Genomic DNA, 14,280 nt, shown 5'->3' on the forward strand with positions numbered 1-14,280 from the left:
CGCAGATGCCGCGATCATTTCTCCGCCCTCCGGACCTCCCTCGTCCTGCCGTGACGGACAGGTCCGCGTGCCGAGGGCTTCATCCCGTGCCACACCGGCGGGCGACCGTCATTCCCGTTCGATCGTCGTGGCATGGGAAGGCGTGGCGCGATCAGCTCTCACGAACATTTTCACGTCCTGTGATCAGCGAGCGTTGCCCGCCCCCGTCGGTAGGCGGTGCCCGTTCCCGCCCGCGGAACCGTCTCGGAGAGTCGTTACAGCAGAGAGCCGATCTTGGGGTCGTACTCCCAGTGCCAGGGTTCGAACGGGCTGGAGTAGGCCCACTTGGGGTGGATCCAACCGAACTTCTTGCCGTTCGTCTCCAGCCAGTTGAACTGTGCCGAACGGAACCGCTCCACGCCGCCGCACAGGTCGACAGCGAGCCCCAGCCCGTGGTTGCTGCGTCCCGGGACCGCCGCCAGGCCCGGGCGGGTGTAGTAGACCGACTGCTGCTCGGCCAGGCTCCGGTAGCTGTCGGTCACGCACATCGGCCTGCCGAACTGCCGCTTGTACGACTCGTTGAGGCTGATGAACGCGAGTGCGGCGTCACCGCGAAGCTGGTTGCCCCGCTGCTGGAGCGGACAGAGATAGGCCTGCGGGATGAGCCCGTTGGGGAACTCGCTCATCGACGACGCCCGGGTCGGATCGCATCCCGCGGCGGGCTGTCCCCGCTTGTTGATCTTCACGCCCAGCTTCACCAGCGCCTTGGTCAGAGACTGCACGATCTTCTGCGAACGTGCCCTGAGCGTCTCGATCTCGGCACCCATCTGCGCCTCGGCCAGGAGATTGCTCGCCCGGAGTTCCTGTGCCTCGGCCGCCAGCCGCTCCCGTTCCTTCTGCAGGCGACTGCTGTCCTCCAGGATCCGGTCCCGCTCGGCGATGAGCTGGGTGACGGTCGCCATGTTGCGCAGGGTGCCGGCGTCGGCCTGCCCCGACAGGAACCCGACCGCGTCCCCGCCCGCCGGCTGCTGGTAGAGGAATGCGACCAGGTCCGACAGCGGCTGCCGGATCTGAGCGAAGGCCATCTCGGCCTTCTGCAGCTCCCTCAGCGTGGCGGAAAGCTTCCGCTCCGACTCACGGATCTGCGCGCGGCGATCCTCCAGCGCCTTGGTCGCGGCCTCAAGGTCCTTGGCCGCCTTCTCCGCCTCGCGACGCAGCTCGGTGAGGTTCACCGGATCGGCGGGGGCGGCGACGTCCGCCGGTGCCTGCTGCGCGGCGGCGACTCCCGGGGTGAGGGAAGTCATCATCGCGACGACGGCGATCAGGGTCGCTGATCGACGAGGTGGCACGTTCGACCCCTCCGTTTGCGAATTCGTGACCTGGGCCAGGCACGCACGCTACTACAGCCGACCAGCCGCACGGGCCAGCTCCCCACAGCCGTTATGCGCCGAACACCCCTTTTTGCGACCAGACAAGTCAGACTTTTCCCCGACCGGACTTCCCACAGGCGTCCCCGGCCCAGGCATGCCACCACCCCACCGGACACCCCGGCCGACCCCTCGTCCGCGTCGCCGGCGTCAGCTTCCGCGGCATCCTCTTGGCGGTCGTCCCTGACGCCCCGCCCGCTGCCTCCGGCGCCCGCCCTGCCGCCTCCAGCGTCCTGCCCAAGGGTGACCGTTCCGCCGTCCTCGATCACGCCCGCCCCCTCCAGGGCGGCACCGGCACCGTGCGCATCACCTGAGGCGCCGTCACCGGCACCACGCGCTTCAGCCAAGGATCGATCGGCATCGCGTACGAACCCGAGGTCTCTTTCCGCGTCTTTCGGTGAGCTTCGGGCGAGCCGGGTCGAATCCGTACAGGTACGAAGGCATCCGGGTGGCCCATCCCCGCCATTTCGCCGGCCGTCTCGTCCACATCACCCGCGTCACCGACACCATCCGCGATGCCCGTACGCGCGCTGCCGCTCGCGTCACCCCTGTCATCCGTCGTGTCCGTGGTACCGATCTCGTGAGGCACTTCGAGCACATCCGCCCCTGCGGCGACGAGCACCCAGCCGCCGTACACCTGGTCCGGCCGCAGCGGCGGAGGCATCAACCTCGCCTTGAACAGCCCGGCCGGTACCGGATCGACCACGACCGGCACCACCGCCACCGCACCTGTGCTCGGGTCGGCCATGTCCGGGGGCGACTCCCCGGCCGGCGCCAACGCGCCATTGTCCGGCCAAGACGGCGCCTCCTCTTCGTCTCCGGCTCCCAGGGCGTTGCCAGTTCCCGCCCCAGCATGAGGTGGTGTGCCACTCGACCTCCCCTGGTCATACGCGGCCCGTGGGTGCCCCTCGTCTTCCTCCCTCAGCTCAGCGCTCCCCCAGGCTCCCTCCGGGCTGTCCCACACGCTCTCTTGCCCGCCGTGCCCGCTCTGAGGGCTGCCCGCTTGACCGGATACACCAGAGCCTGGATCGGCGATGGCCGACCGCAGGATCGCCTCATAGCCCGTCAGCTCAACCGCCAGTAACCCCCCGGCCAGAAGCGCGGGCGCCAGCATCGCGCCGCAGAGCACCACCGGCTGAAGCGTCCGGCGCCCACGATCACGCTTCCGTCGCCCATTGATCACAGAGAGTGACAGTAAGCCCGCCCATCGTCACCCTCGCGCCCACTTGCCGCCCTTTTACTCCACGTCAGCGAACCGATAACCCGCCGCCCGCCCCCAACTCCCCCTCCGGGCGCGCGAACACTCCACACTTTCGCTATCCTTGCCAGGAACCCCTGCCTCCGTAGCTCAGGGGATAGAGCACCGCTCTCCTAAAGCGGGTGTCGCATGTTCGAATCATGCCGGGGGCACCTAGTTGACCTTGTGGTTTGCCGTCTGACCTGGGAGTTCTTCCCGAGCACGACTTCCGCCGTGTGCAGTCGTAGGCCACCAAATGCAGCCCTGGATCACTGTTCACGGAATATGTACGGGATGATCTTGTAGCCATCCGGCCAGGTCGCAACGCCCAAGCCGGCCAGCCCTCCCTATCCCAACTCCCTCAGGAACACCCTGCGATCTGGCGAGCTATCAGCGGAAACTTGAGCGTGGTGTGCGTGGCGGCGAAATCAGCGAGGCGTGATGGAGCGAGAGCATCAGCTCGACGATGACCGAGATCAGCCAGCGTCATAATCGGCCACCGGCCACGGCACGGTGTAGTAGCGCTGCTCCTTCGCGCGTTGTATCAGGCGGGCGAGCCGCTGACCTCCAAGCACTTTCAGTGTGAAGAGCTCCGGGTTCCCTTGGCGCACGTTCTCGACGACATAGATGTAGAAATCGGGATTGCGCCGAGCTTCCTCAACTTGGCGGACCTCCAGCCATAGATCTGCGCCCCGGGCTGAACGGCCGTACGCTTTCACTTCGATGGTCCGTGGCGGGCTGTCGATGTCCGCGGCAGCGCCCGTACCACGGGTGTCGTGCGCGAGACGACCCTCCTCACGCTCTCTGGCAATGACGTATTCGATGGCGGCTTGTTCGACCGCCCGGTTACTCACGATTTCAGGCACCGCACCCTCCGCATCAAGCTGTTGCAGGTCGCTGCTGCTGACGTGGCGGTGCAGCAGAACTCACCTCACCATCTGCTTTCGAAATATCGCCGTGATCAGTATCCGAGTTACAGAGATCGCCAAGGGTGAAAAGCAAGAAGCCCCGGACTCGCCGAGGCTTCTTCATGGTGATTCTCGATCATGTCTCCAGGGCTTTGGTGATTTGGCCGTTGGCCCGAGCCCGCTGCCCTTCGATGCACTTGGCGTAGACGCGGAGAAGGACGTCAACGCCGTGGCCGGCGCGCTGGGCCACCTCGGTCGGGGGGACACCGGCATTGAGCCAGAGGGAAACCGCCGCGTGTCTGAGATCATATGGTCGGGCTGCCAGCGGAGACGTGACCTGTCCGGCAGTAAACGCCAGCCGCCGGGCTTCCTGCCAGACGGCGGAGTACGCCGAGGAGGAGAAAGGTCGGCCCTTGCTCGTCCGGAAGAGCCTGCCGTCCTTCTCCGCGCCGTACGTCTGGATGTGTTCGCGGAGGGTCCCGACGAGGACGGGAGGGATCGGGATCTCCCTGGTATCGTCCTTGGCTCGGTGCTTGAGACCACGTTCGTCGTGGGTCTCCCCCGAGTTCGTCCACCGCTTGTTCGCCTGCGGACGCGCCTTCTCCAGGGTCACCAGGCCCCACCCCTTGGCGGGAAGGTGGCAGTTCTCCTGCCGTAGCCCTGAAGCTTCTTCGGGTCGGAGCGCCGCGTAGTACATGCAGGCGAACATGGCCATCATCCGGGGGCCCCGCGTCCGGCCCACCTGCTTCACGGCGTCGAGCAGCGTTCGTGCCTGAACCGGGTTGACCACCGTTCGAGGATCGACGCTCCCAGCGGCTTTCGGGGGCTTCCACTTCACCGCGTGCAGCGGGTTGGCGGGCAGCTTCTTGAGTTCCACCGCGGATTCCATCATGTGATGGAGCACGGCCCGCTTGCGCCGTACGGTGTTGGCCGCCGCCGGTTCGCCATCGAAGCGGAGGGCGATCGCGTCGAGAGCCGAGCGGATCACGGCCGGTTCCAATAGGTCGACAAGGGGCAGGGACGCCGCTTCCAGCCAGGCGAACGCCACTTTGTACTCCGGCCGCAGTTCCCCGCGGCGCTTGTCCGGTAGAAAGGCGTAGTCGCGCAGCACCGCGCGCAGGTTCTCATCGTTCGGCCTGCTGGGAAGATCCTTGACGAGCGCGGGGACGAGGGACAGCAGCGCGTACGTCATCGTCTCGCGGGTTCGGGCCGCCGAGTGGACCCATCGAGCCGCCATGTACGACCGGGCAAAGCCGAAGAAGGTCGGTCCAGTGTCGACGGGCTTGGCCATCGACTCGGGAAGGCCGGTCACCAGGTCGAAGGCTTCTCCCCTCCTCGTTGCCTGCCGTAGGTCAGAGACGAAATTCTCGGCGAGCGCCTTTGTTCGGAAAGTCTTGGACCGCTCCTTGGCCCCAACCTTCCACCGGACGACATACGAAGGCGTCTTACTGGAGGCGTTCCGACGGATGTCCCAGATCCGCACGTCGTACGAGATGTTCATGCCGCCTCCCGGAGGGTGTCCAGCCAGGCCGCGAAGTCGCTCCGCCAGACGCGGATCTCTCCGTTGGGCAGCTTGATGCACTTGGGGGCGTGGCCAAGTTCACGCCAGCGGTAGAACGTCCGGCGCGAGAGCCCACCCAGCTCGTCGAGCACCTGGGGAACGGTCAGCAGCTCGTCACGCCGACTCATCGGGCATCACCTCCACCGCTTGTCGGCGAGGTAGGTAAGGCCATGCCGGTCAGTGCAGCGGCGAGGAGGGCATCACCGAGTGAGTAGCCCTTTCCGGCGTACTCCCATTCGGCGACGACGAGGACAGTGTCCTCGTCGAAGAGGGGCAGTCGGCCGGTGGTGATCGCCTCGTCGCGGGCGTAGGCGGTGCGGTCAGCCCGGATGTCGCCAAGGGTGGTGGAGTAGTGGCGGGAGCGGGTTGAGAAGTGGCCGCGGAACCCGAGCATGTGTGCCCACTGGATCAGCCGGAGATCGGCCAGTTCGTCGAGGGCGCCGAGGCGTAGGCATTCGGCGATGAGGCGGCGGGGGTGTTCGCGAAGGTTGAAGGCGGTCAGGTCGTCGAGGGGGTTGATGCGCCGGTCGAGGGTGCCGACGCATTCGGCGGCCTTGGTGGCGTATTTGGCGATGTAGCCGGCGACGGCCTGGTCGGTGAGGTCGCCATTCATAGTGATCGGCCGGGTGTCGATCTGGGTGCCCCAGCGCAGCACACGGGCGGGTTCGTCGGCGACGGCAGGGACGGTCACGGACACGGCCGAGGCGGCATGCCGTACGGCGTCGGCCAGCAGGTCAGCCGACGCCCAGGCCGGAGGCGGCGAGGTGGGTCCGTCCGGGCCGTCGAGGCGGATGACGGCGTGGAAGTGGACGACGCCGCGGCGCTGGTATTCAGCGACCTTGGCGAAGGAAATCGTCAGCTGTTTGCGCAACTCCCGCAACGTCAGACCGGAGGATTTGGCGACGCGGCGGCGCAGGGCATCGGTGAAGTACCGCCAGAGCTGTGGGGCGAGGGCGTTGAACAGCACGCTTCCGGCGTGGTCGTAGCAGTCGACACACAGCGGTTCGCCCAGGCACGCCTCGTCGGAGCCGTGCCGGGTGGTGCAGGACATGACGTTCCCGTGTGGGCAGGTGGCCGCATCGCGCCGGGCGTGGCAGGGCAGGGTCTTGCCGTTCTTCTCCCGACAGGTGTGGACGGCGCCGAAGGAGGGGGCGGTGAGGGTGACGAACAGGCAGGGGTGAGCGGTGACGGTGTCGGGGACGCCCTTGCCTCCGGCCAGGCCCGCGCGGATGAGTTGGTAGGTGTCGGCGCGGTAGACCTCGGCGCAGGCCGGGCAGCGGGACGCGCGGCGGGTCTTGCACGGGACGCGCAGGACGCCGTCGGGTTCGGTGCGGGTGCTGTAGCGGTGCAGCAGTTCGCCGGTGGCCCGGTCGAGGTGGTCGACGCGGCCCCGCAGGTGGATCGGCTGGCGGCAGCCGCCCGTGGCGCGGATCTGGGCGGCCCATCGGGAGTAGTTCGGGTCGTGCAGGCGGGCGATCATGCCCGTGATCGCGTGCGTGTTGGTTGTGGATGCGGGCAAGATGGGGACCTCCTTTCACTCGTTGGGTGAGAGGGGATGGCCCCCGACCTGGCAGGCGTCTTGGCGGATGTACGGCCAGGCCGGGGGCGCCGACGACTCTCAGCAGAAGCCGAGGCCGTCGCAGGATTCGCAGGTAATGCCGAGGCTGTCGAGTCCGGTGCCGCCGCAGTGGCAGCACCGCCACCGCTTGGGCGGGATCTCAGCCGCAGTCCCCCGCTCGTTGGGCGGATCAGAACCCATGAGGCGGTTCACCGGTAGCACCGTCTCGGGCAGCTTCGAGGATCGCCGTCACCTCGAAATGGATCGGTCCAAAGCAGCGGGCGACCGTGTAGAGACCGTGCGGCAACAGACGCGGGTCGACCTTCGTGCCGCACAGCGCAGCGATCCGGTCGACCTCGGCGCGCAGGCCGGTGTCGGTGCTCTGCGCGGGGTAGTAGGTGATGATCGTCGGGTCGGTCGGGACGGGGACGGCGGGGTTGGTCTCCATGAAGGTGGCCAGGTCCCGCAGGCCGCAGATGAAAGCGGTACGACGCTCGGAGTCGGTGGAGGTGGACATGAGTGGTTCTCCTTTCACAGGGCTTCCGGAGCTGTGCGCAGGGTGCGCAGCAGGTCGGAGGCCAGTTGGTGGGATACGCCCAGACGGGCGCGCAGGGTGTCGCGGCTGATCGGCCTGCCCTGCGCGGTCTGGTATTCCTCGGCCACGCGGCGGGCGTAGTCGAGGAGTTCTGAGGACGGGCCGTCCTGCTCGATCTCGACGATCGGGACAGGCGTGGGGACCGGTTCGGGGACGACCTGCGGGATGGAGGACGGAGCTGAGGCACGGCGCTCCAGCATGGAGACCGCGACGAGGAAGGCGCCGGCCGGGGTCGCGGCGGTGATCCATCCCCACGGGGACGGGTCGGCCTGGTTGAGGTTGGCGGCCAAGGACAGGACGACCCCAGCGATCAGGACGAGGGTCGGCCAGGAGATCCAGCCGTCCGGGACGCGTCCGGTCTTCTTGTCGCGCTGGCGTTCGCGGGCGGCCATGACACAGGTGAGATCGACGCACACGGCGATGGCCCAGGCCATCCAGCCGGACTGTCCGTGCTCGGTGGCCGTGTCGCGGATGTGGGTGAACGATCCGGCACCCGCGATGACGGCCAGGACCAGGACCGGCCCGGAGTCGAGCAGCCAGCAGGCAAGGCGTCGCATCGTGTTCCCCCTATCAGGCGTTGAGGAGTTCGCCCAGGTCGCAGGTGTTCATCTCGGTCGTGTGGGCGCCCGCGGTGATCTCGTCCCAGGACGGGGCCAGGTCGGCGTACATCCGGGCCGCGTGTTCGGCTGCCTGCTCGGAGACGTGGAAGGAGCGGGCGCGGTACCACTGGCCGTCCTGGGAGGCGACGATCGCGACGCCGGGTGTCTCGGCAGCGATGGCGCGGGCGGAGACCAGGGCGGCCGGGTCGAGGTCGCCGAGGGTCATGGTCGCGGTTTCGGGATCGTTGACCCGGTGGCAGATCCGCCCCGAGCACTGGGCGCGCAGCGCGGTGACTCCGGGGCCGAGGTCGGAGCCGATCCGCTGACCGCAGCAGAACAGGTAGATCCCGAAGGCCCGCCCGAGCTGCGCCACCCGCAGCAACGCCGTCGAGGTCTTGGCGATCTCGTCTTTCTCGCTCTTGTCGGCCATCAGGTACAGCTCGGCCAGCTCGTCGACCAGGACCACGACCGGCACCGGCCGCACCGCCGCAGGGAGCTGCCAGAGGTTACGGGCGCCCGCCGCACGGCACAGGCCCATCCGCTCCAGCATGAGCGTCACCAGGTCGTCGAGCAGGCCGACCGACTCGGCGCGCGAGGTGGCCAGCGCCGACAGACGAGGACCGTACGGGGTGAACTCCACGCCGCCCTTGAGGTCGAAGCCGACCAGCGCGACCGGTTGCGGGGCCAAGCCGACGATGAGCGCGTTGGCGAGGTTGGATTTGCCGGACTGGGTGGCTCCGGCATTCAGCCAGTGCGGAACGGTCCGGAAGTCGATCACCCAGGGCTTGCCCGTCTCCAGGCGACCCACGGTGACCTTGAGTAGTTCGTCGGACGGCGGGAGCCGATCGACCTGGATGAGCGGGTCGCGCATGGTGGCGGCCAGGACGACCCGTCCGGGACGAGGGGAGGAGACCCGGACGGCATGCACCCGCCAGGAATGCGCGAGACGTTCCGCGGCCTGGCTGTAGTCGTCCGGGATCTGCCCCTCCAGCAAGCGGAGTGTGACGCGCCAGCCGTGCCGGGTCGGCAGGGGCAGCCACATCCACGGTTTGGTATCGACCGCGACCCGGCGAAAACGTCGCCGTACCTTCACGGTGCCGGTGGACACGATCGAGCCGGGGGTGAGGGTGAACCACCAGCGCGCCCGCTTCTTGGTCAGGCCGCAGCCGAGGGCGACCTTGCGCCAGCTGGCCCGGACGCTGATCGCGGTGAGCGGGTAGCCGGCCACCAGCCAGAAAGACCGGTGGTGGAAGTGCCGCCAGGCGTAGAGGACGACCGCCGCGCAGAACAGGGCGATGAGCAGCAGCCGCAGGGAGTCAGGCAAGGTCGCCTCCCTGTGGCACACCGGAGACGGGGACGATCGAGGCGGCCTTGTAGCTGATGCCCCAGCGGGAGGAGCCGTTGCTCGGGATCTCCCAGACGTAGCCGACCATGGCGGTCGGCACGACGTCTTGGCCGGGAGCGATCGGTGGTTCTCCGGAGGTTCCGACCTTGACCAGTTCGATCCGGCCGAACTCGTCCTCGGCGAGCAGAACGGATTCGTAGACCTTGTTGCCGTCCTTGTCGGTCTTGATCTTGCCGGTGTCCTGGTCGACGATGCGAGGCCGGGCGGCCTTGACGCAGGTGAAGCGGAGCCGGTGGGTGTCGACGGGGATCGGGATGGTGCGCATGGGTGGACCTCCTTCTTTCGTTTCGAGCAACATAGTTAACCTAGTTGGCATGGTTGTCAATGTTCCCGTGGTTGGCTTGGTCGCGTGTCTGTGCTGAACTAGGGACACAGGCGACAGAAGAGGGATGGATGGTCAAGAACACGGGGCGACCCGGCTACTTGCAGATCGCCGACGACCTGCGTGACCAGATCCGGCGCGGTTCCCTCGCGCCCGGTGATCCGCTGCCGTCCACAACACAGCTGGCGACCGCCTACGACGCCTCGCTGAGCGTGGTGAAGCTCGCCGTCGGAGTCCTACGGAACGAAGGGCTGGTCATCGGCCAGCAGGGCAAGGGCGTCTTCGTCCGCGACGACGCAGCGCCGGCCCCACCGGCCTCCGATGACCTCACCGAGATTCGCGCCACGATCCGGGACCTGTCGGAGCGGCTCGCACGGGTCGAGTCGACGCTGGCCGACCGTCAGTAGCAGGGTCATCCCCGAACGTGGCAGCCGGTCACCCGCCGGGCCAGACCCGCTGCCCGACTCGGTGGGGCATCGCCCAGGCGCATCCGCCGGTCCTCCTGGCGCATCCCGATCAGGACAAACACGTAGCCGACGAACACGGCCACGCCGAGCACGAGGCCGATGATCAGTGGGATCGCGGTCACGTCCAGCTCACCCCCGCCTCGGCGATGCCGCGCGGACGGCCGGCCGGACGTCGGGTCTCCTGGCGCCGCTTGGTCGTCCTGCGCTTGGCTCCCTGACGTCGCATCCAACGGTCCCGCGCCCGGCACTTGCGGCACAGGAACTGCCCCTCCTCCAAAAGCGCGCCGCACCCGCAGGCGGGGGTCTCGTCGATCGGCCGGATGTAGTTGATCACTGTTGTCTCTCCTCTCGGTCGCTGTCGGTGGCGCCTTGCGATACCGAGAGTGCGACAGAGAGTCAGGACGAGATCACTACAGGATGGGACAGGTTCAAGACGTCCGGTCTACGATTGCCAGGTCCCTGAACGTCCCCTCCTACGGGCAGGTGAGATGGCGAACGAGCGGTTACGGGTGGCCCTCCTCGAACACGGCACCACGGTCAACGCACTGGCCGAGGTCGTCGGGGTCGACGCCAAGACGGTGGAGCGGTGGATCACCCAGGGCCGCATACCGTACCGAAAGCATCGATTCGCGGTCGCCAAACTCCTCGGCCTGGAGGAAGCGGACCTGTGGCCGGGCGCGCTGATACTCAAGCAAGTGGCTGCGGTGTCCGAGAGCGAGATCGTCACCGTCTACCCGCACCGCTGGGCCGTTCCCAAGGACACCTGGGGACGTCTGTTCTCAGCGGCCGAACGGGAGATCGGTGTGCTGGTCTACAGCGGCATCTTCATCGCCCAGGACACCGGCCTCATGCGCCTGTTCGCCGAAAAAGCGGAGGCTGGCGTACGGGTACGGATCCTGCTCGGAGATCCCGACTGCGCAGAGGTCGCGCAGCGCGGCGCGGACGAGGGTCTCAACGACGGCATGGCCGCTCAGATCAGGACCGCGCTCCTCCTCTACCGATCACTGCGACAGCGCGACGGGGTGGAGATCCGGCTGCACGACACCATCCTGTACAACTCCATCTACCGCGGCGACGACCAGCTTCTCGTTAACACCCACGTCTACGGCAGGTTCGCCGCAGACGCACCGGTCATGCACCTGCGCAAGGTCACCGGTGGCGACATGGTCTCGACCTACCTCGACAGTTTCGAAGCCGTCTGGAACCGGGCCACCCCGGTAGAGTCCTAAGCCATGGCCCGCCGGCTGGACTTCTACGACGACCCCTCAGCGCCCGCGCCCAACAGCCTGGTCCCCTCAGTGAACGTCGTGGTCGTCAACGACACCGGGGACATCCTGATGATCCACCGCACCGACAACGACAACTGGGCCGTCCCCGGCGGCGCCATCGACCTGGGCGAATCCCTGCCTCAGGCGGCGATCCGGGAGACGCTGGAGGAGACCGGGATCACCTGCGAGATCACCGGCCTGGTCGGCACCTACACCGACCCCAGGCACGTCATCCTCTACACCTCCAACGGCGAAGCCCGCCAGGAGTTCTCCATCGTGCTGTGCGGCCGACCGATCAGCGGCGAGCCCACCCCGAGCGACGAGTCCCGCGAAGTGCGGTGGGTGCCCCGCGACCAGGTCGACTCACTGACCATGGATCGGTCGATGCGGCTGCGCATCGGCCACTTCCTGGCCGAGGCCGCGGGGCCGTACATCGGATAGCCAGGTATCCCACCTGGCAAGCACCAACACGTTCTAACTGGCTAACTGTCGTGCTGCCTAACTGTCGTACTTTCTCAGTCCGTCGGACAGCGCACTTTCGACCGCTCGCACGGCCGAGGTGATGCACGGGGTCGCGTTGGTGATGGATCGGCTGACCAGGTGCTCGGGGCCGTACCGAGAGTGGATCTCCGCGAGACGGGCATCGACGTCCAGGATGAGGCCGTCCGGACTGGTGGTCATGTCGCAGTAGGTCAGTGCCTCCACCAGCTCCGGACGTTCCCGATCGAACTCCTCGTTCAGCGCATCCAGCAGACCTCGCTCGGTCGCCTCGTAGACCGCACACGAGTGATGCGCGACCAGCCGTGCCAGCTGGCCATCGGCCTGGTACACGTCGCGTAGGTAGCGGGCACCGTCCAGCGGGTGGAAGCCGGTGTCGACCAGCTCGGGTGAGTAGCCGATGTCGTGCAGCCAGGCCGAGGCGGTCAGCAGATCGGCTTCCTCCCCGAGGATCGGTGCCAGCGTCTCGGCCCGCGCGGCCACTCCCTGGGTATGCGCCCACCGGCGCGGCAACGGCTTCTCCAGCAGTTGCCTGGCCAGGTCACGCGCCCACTCAGCTTGTCCCATGAGGTTCACGATAGACGTCGGTCCCCGAGGTGAATCCAGAGCTTGAAACGAGATGTCCCAAGACGTCTCAATCCCGCACAGCTTGGACGAAATGCCCCTTCCCGTGCCGCGTCACGATCAGTCCCTCGCATTTCAGTTCGTCGAGAGCCTGACGGACCGTATTGCGTGATGCCCCGTACTGCTCACGCATCGCCAGCTCGCTCGGCAGCTTGGAGCCGGCCGCGAGCGTCCCTGTCCCGATCTGCGTACGCAGCTCGCTGGCGATCGCCTGATACCGGTAGGCCGTGTTGATCTCCCCCTCGGGGCCGTTGACCACGCGTCCCTTGCTGGGCAACGTGATGATCAGCTCCTCGTCCGCCAGGATGGCCAAGCCTCGCCGGACGGTGGAGCGGGCCAGCCGGTAGTACTCGGCCAGCGCGGACTCAGAGGGCAGCACGCTGCCCGGAGGGTACTCACCCGCGCTGATCTGGGCGCGGATGCGGTCGGCGAGCTGGCGATGAACCCGCCCGCCGGTTAGCCAGTTGCTCGTCTCAGGAGTCATCGGATCAGCAGCGGTAGGCGTCTGCGACCTTGCTCAGGTCGACGCTGAGCGTTCCCTGCTCCCCTTCGCGCCAGCCCTCGCCCGCGGCCTCGACGATCCGCTCGGCGGCCTTCAGCAGGTGCAGCGATGAGATCCGCTCGTCGTGCTGCTCTCCCCAGTAGAACCAGTGAAATGCCATCTGCACGTACACGCGCCGCGTGCGGAAGTGCAGGTCGAGAACCTCCAGGCAGGGATTCCCGCTGCCGTCCACGATCAGGACGGTGGTGACCTCGCGCGCTCTGAGTTCGCCGTCCAGGGCGGTGAGAAGATCTTGCTGGTAGGCGCGCTGTCGCTCTCGTGCGGTGGTCATGAACTCAAGCTCCCATCGACGTGAAGGGCAGAGCCTGGGTGGCCTGCTCTGTGCCGACGAGCTTCGTCTCCGAAGGTTCTTCTCCAACACCGCAACCAAAGGACGTCTAGGGACGTCCCATGTTAGCGTCACTGGCAGTGACCGTGTCACGGAAGGGAACCCCATGAACGAGAACCTCCGCCATGCCCTCATCCGGGCGCGACTGCAACCCCTCGACGTCGCCACCCACCTGACCGTTGATCCCAAAACCGTCGGCCGCTGGCTGAACGGCCGCATCCCCCACCCCCGTCACCGCCTGGCGGTCGCCGACCTCCTCCACGTCACCGAAGACGACCTATGGCCTGAAAACATGCGCCAGCGCCGAGGACTTCCCGCCGAGATCAAAGCCGTCTACCCGCACCGGTGGAGCGTGCCGGCCGACACCTGGCGCGCCTTCTTCGAGTCCGCCCGTACGGAGATCGGCATCCTCGTCTACAGCGGACTCTTCCTCGCCGAGGACGCCGGACTGCTCCGCATCCTCACCGAACGGGCAACCGTCGGGGTGAGGGTACGCATCCTGCTCGGCGATCCCAACAGCCCTCACGTGGCAGCCCGCGGAGACGATGAAGGCACCGGCGGCGACGTCATGGCCGCCCGCGTCAAGAACGCACTCACCCTCTACCGGCCGCTGCAAGGCATCGACGGAGTCGAGATCCGACTCCACCGCACCGTCCTCTACAACTCCATCTACCGAGCAGACGACGAACTGCTGGTCAACCTGCACGCCTACGGCACCCGAGCCCCCGAGGCACCCGTCATCTACCTGACACACACCGAGACAGACAGCACCGCGACGACCTACCTCGACAGCTTCGAACGCGTCTGGATCAGCGCCGAACCCGCAGCTCAGATGACCTGATGATCAACCTTGTTCAAGATCGAACGTAACTTATCTGTTCGTCTTCAAGGGCGGTCCGCTGCGCGGCCCGCCGGGCGGCAAGCGTGCCCGGCTGCGGCTCT

19 protein-coding genes and 1 tRNA gene are annotated in these 14,280 nt (G+C 67.2%); 5 read left to right on the forward strand and 15 right to left on the reverse strand.

Translation table 11 applies throughout. The annotated features are described in order from the left end of the window. Nucleotides 1–254: 254 nt before the first annotated feature. Nucleotides 255–1,286 (reverse strand): D-alanyl-D-alanine carboxypeptidase family protein, encoded by a 1,032-nt coding sequence (locus ACLQ2R_RS30405; RefSeq protein ID WP_425964410.1) that lies wholly within the window; start codon nucleotides 1,284–1,286, stop codon nucleotides 255–257. Nucleotides 1,287–1,671: 385 nt separating this feature from the next. Beyond that, nucleotides 1,672–2,154 (reverse strand): hypothetical protein, encoded by a 483-nt coding sequence (locus ACLQ2R_RS30410; RefSeq protein ID WP_425964412.1) that lies wholly within the window; start codon nucleotides 2,152–2,154, stop codon nucleotides 1,672–1,674. Between the two features lie 589 nt (nucleotides 2,155–2,743). Here ACLQ2R_RS30410 and ACLQ2R_RS30415 point away from each other — a divergent pair. Further along, nucleotides 2,744–2,816 (forward strand) — tRNA-Arg (locus ACLQ2R_RS30415). 303 nt (nucleotides 2,817–3,119) lie between these two features. Here the strand turns inward: ACLQ2R_RS30415 and ACLQ2R_RS30420 are convergent. The 8 genes from ACLQ2R_RS30420 to ACLQ2R_RS30455 form a co-directional block, all read right to left on the reverse strand. Further along, a complete protein-coding gene (locus tag ACLQ2R_RS30420; RefSeq protein WP_425964413.1) occupies nucleotides 3,120–3,509 on the reverse strand; it encodes a DUF3883 domain-containing protein in 390 nt (129 codons plus the stop codon). A 178-nt stretch (nucleotides 3,510–3,687) separates the two neighbouring features. Then, nucleotides 3,688–5,052, reverse strand: a complete 1,365-nt coding sequence (locus ACLQ2R_RS30425) for a tyrosine-type recombinase/integrase (RefSeq protein ID WP_425964415.1) — start codon at nucleotides 5,050–5,052, stop codon at nucleotides 3,688–3,690. Further along, entirely contained in the window at nucleotides 5,049–5,240 is a 192-nt protein-coding gene (locus tag ACLQ2R_RS30430) for a helix-turn-helix transcriptional regulator (RefSeq protein WP_086568687.1), read from the reverse strand. The genes ACLQ2R_RS30425 and ACLQ2R_RS30430 overlap by 4 nt, the downstream gene beginning before the upstream one ends. Next, entirely contained in the window at nucleotides 5,237–6,592 is a 1,356-nt protein-coding gene (locus tag ACLQ2R_RS30435; protein ID WP_425964570.1) for a replication initiator, read from the reverse strand. The genes ACLQ2R_RS30430 and ACLQ2R_RS30435 overlap by 4 nt, the downstream gene beginning before the upstream one ends. 268 nt (nucleotides 6,593–6,860) lie before the next feature. Continuing rightward, a complete protein-coding gene (locus ACLQ2R_RS30440; RefSeq protein ID WP_399532398.1) occupies nucleotides 6,861–7,187 on the reverse strand; it encodes a hypothetical protein in 327 nt (108 codons plus the stop codon). 14 nt (nucleotides 7,188–7,201) lie between these two features. Beyond that, on the reverse strand, nucleotides 7,202–7,822 hold the full coding sequence (locus ACLQ2R_RS30445; RefSeq protein WP_425964418.1) for a DUF2637 domain-containing protein: 621 nt from the start codon (nucleotides 7,820–7,822) through the stop codon (nucleotides 7,202–7,204). Nucleotides 7,823–7,835: 13 nt separating this feature from the next. After that, nucleotides 7,836–9,188 carry an FtsK/SpoIIIE domain-containing protein gene (locus ACLQ2R_RS30450; protein WP_425964419.1) on the reverse strand — a complete coding sequence of 451 codons (1,353 nt, stop codon included), beginning with the start codon at nucleotides 9,186–9,188 and terminating at the stop codon, nucleotides 7,836–7,838. Next, entirely contained in the window at nucleotides 9,181–9,534 is a 354-nt protein-coding gene (locus tag ACLQ2R_RS30455) for a hypothetical protein (protein ID WP_355553785.1), read from the reverse strand. Before ACLQ2R_RS30455 ends, ACLQ2R_RS30450 begins: the two co-directional genes overlap by 8 nt. Before the next feature lie 128 nt (nucleotides 9,535–9,662). Between ACLQ2R_RS30455 and ACLQ2R_RS30460 the strand changes: the two genes are divergently transcribed. Further along, nucleotides 9,663–9,998, forward strand: a complete 336-nt coding sequence (locus tag ACLQ2R_RS30460) for a winged helix-turn-helix domain-containing protein (RefSeq protein WP_425964421.1) — start codon at nucleotides 9,663–9,665, stop codon at nucleotides 9,996–9,998. A 5-nt stretch (nucleotides 9,999–10,003) separates the two neighbouring features. Here ACLQ2R_RS30460 and ACLQ2R_RS30465 read toward each other — a convergent pair whose 3' ends face one another. Together ACLQ2R_RS30465 and ACLQ2R_RS30470 are read right to left on the reverse strand one after the other, a co-directional pair. Continuing rightward, nucleotides 10,004–10,180, reverse strand: a complete 177-nt coding sequence (locus tag ACLQ2R_RS30465) for a hypothetical protein (RefSeq protein ID WP_386310585.1) — start codon at nucleotides 10,178–10,180, stop codon at nucleotides 10,004–10,006. Next, entirely contained in the window at nucleotides 10,177–10,392 is a 216-nt protein-coding gene (locus ACLQ2R_RS30470; RefSeq protein ID WP_425964423.1) for a hypothetical protein, read from the reverse strand. The genes ACLQ2R_RS30465 and ACLQ2R_RS30470 overlap by 4 nt, the downstream gene beginning before the upstream one ends. Nucleotides 10,393–10,546: 154 nt before the next feature. On the opposite strand from ACLQ2R_RS30470, the gene ACLQ2R_RS30475 reads away from it, so the two are divergent. Both ACLQ2R_RS30475 and ACLQ2R_RS30480 read left to right on the forward strand, forming a co-directional pair. After that, entirely contained in the window at nucleotides 10,547–11,287 is a 741-nt protein-coding gene (locus ACLQ2R_RS30475) for a DUF5919 domain-containing protein (RefSeq protein ID WP_425964424.1), read from the forward strand. A gap of 3 nt (nucleotides 11,288–11,290) precedes the next feature. Further along, the gene (locus ACLQ2R_RS30480; RefSeq protein ID WP_425964425.1) at nucleotides 11,291–11,767 is read left to right on the forward strand and encodes an NUDIX hydrolase; all 477 of its coding nucleotides are present in this window, start codon (nucleotides 11,291–11,293) and stop codon (nucleotides 11,765–11,767) included. Nucleotides 11,768–11,824: 57 nt separating this feature from the next. Here ACLQ2R_RS30480 and ACLQ2R_RS30485 read toward each other — a convergent pair whose 3' ends face one another. From ACLQ2R_RS30485 to ACLQ2R_RS30495, 3 genes are all read right to left on the reverse strand, one after another. Beyond that, entirely contained in the window at nucleotides 11,825–12,391 is a 567-nt protein-coding gene (locus ACLQ2R_RS30485; protein WP_425964426.1) for an HD domain-containing protein, read from the reverse strand. 67 nt (nucleotides 12,392–12,458) lie between these two features. Beyond that, on the reverse strand, nucleotides 12,459–12,932 hold the full coding sequence (locus ACLQ2R_RS30490) for a GntR family transcriptional regulator (RefSeq protein ID WP_425964428.1): 474 nt from the start codon (nucleotides 12,930–12,932) through the stop codon (nucleotides 12,459–12,461). Nucleotides 12,933–12,936: 4 nt separating this feature from the next. Then, a complete protein-coding gene (locus ACLQ2R_RS30495) occupies nucleotides 12,937–13,281 on the reverse strand; it encodes a hypothetical protein (RefSeq protein WP_425964430.1) in 345 nt (114 codons plus the stop codon). 163 nt (nucleotides 13,282–13,444) lie between these two features. Between ACLQ2R_RS30495 and ACLQ2R_RS30500 the strand changes: the two genes are divergently transcribed. Further along, complete coding sequence (locus tag ACLQ2R_RS30500; RefSeq protein ID WP_425964432.1) at nucleotides 13,445–14,179, forward strand: XRE family transcriptional regulator; 735 nt, start codon at nucleotides 13,445–13,447, stop codon at nucleotides 14,177–14,179. Nucleotides 14,180–14,280: the final 101 nt, after the last annotated feature.

Origin of the sequence: Streptosporangium sp. DT93 (genome assembly GCF_049844535.1) — a bacterium.
In the GTDB taxonomy this organism is placed as follows: domain Bacteria; phylum Actinomycetota; class Actinomycetes; order Streptosporangiales; family Streptosporangiaceae; genus Streptosporangium.

Coding starts and splice junctions, on each gene's coding strand:
- ACLQ2R_RS30435 (WP_425964570.1), bottom strand. CDS start 6,592: ATGATCGCCCGCCTGCACGACCCGAACTACTCCCGATGGGCCGCCCAG.
- ACLQ2R_RS30475 (WP_425964424.1), top strand. CDS start 10,547: ATGGCGAACGAGCGGTTACGGGTGGCCCTCCTCGAACACGGCACCACG.
- ACLQ2R_RS30495 (WP_425964430.1), bottom strand. CDS start 13,281: ATGACCACCGCACGAGAGCGACAGCGCGCCTACCAGCAAGATCTTCTC.
- ACLQ2R_RS30445 (WP_425964418.1), bottom strand. CDS start 7,822: ATGCGACGCCTTGCCTGCTGGCTGCTCGACTCCGGGCCGGTCCTGGTC.
- ACLQ2R_RS30460 (WP_425964421.1), top strand. CDS start 9,663: ATGGTCAAGAACACGGGGCGACCCGGCTACTTGCAGATCGCCGACGAC.
- ACLQ2R_RS30500 (WP_425964432.1), top strand. CDS start 13,445: ATGAACGAGAACCTCCGCCATGCCCTCATCCGGGCGCGACTGCAACCC.
- ACLQ2R_RS30455 (WP_355553785.1), bottom strand. CDS start 9,534: ATGCGCACCATCCCGATCCCCGTCGACACCCACCGGCTCCGCTTCACC.
- ACLQ2R_RS30405 (WP_425964410.1), bottom strand. CDS start 1,286: ATGATGACTTCCCTCACCCCGGGAGTCGCCGCCGCGCAGCAGGCACCG.
- ACLQ2R_RS30480 (WP_425964425.1), top strand. CDS start 11,291: ATGGCCCGCCGGCTGGACTTCTACGACGACCCCTCAGCGCCCGCGCCC.
- ACLQ2R_RS30485 (WP_425964426.1), bottom strand. CDS start 12,391: ATGGGACAAGCTGAGTGGGCGCGTGACCTGGCCAGGCAACTGCTGGAG.
- ACLQ2R_RS30425 (WP_425964415.1), bottom strand. CDS start 5,052: ATGAACATCTCGTACGACGTGCGGATCTGGGACATCCGTCGGAACGCC.
- ACLQ2R_RS30440 (WP_399532398.1), bottom strand. CDS start 7,187: ATGTCCACCTCCACCGACTCCGAGCGTCGTACCGCTTTCATCTGCGGC.
- ACLQ2R_RS30490 (WP_425964428.1), bottom strand. CDS start 12,932: ATGACTCCTGAGACGAGCAACTGGCTAACCGGCGGGCGGGTTCATCGC.
- ACLQ2R_RS30410 (WP_425964412.1), bottom strand. CDS start 2,154: ATGGCCGACCCGAGCACAGGTGCGGTGGCGGTGGTGCCGGTCGTGGTC.
- ACLQ2R_RS30430 (WP_086568687.1), bottom strand. CDS start 5,240: ATGAGTCGGCGTGACGAGCTGCTGACCGTTCCCCAGGTGCTCGACGAG.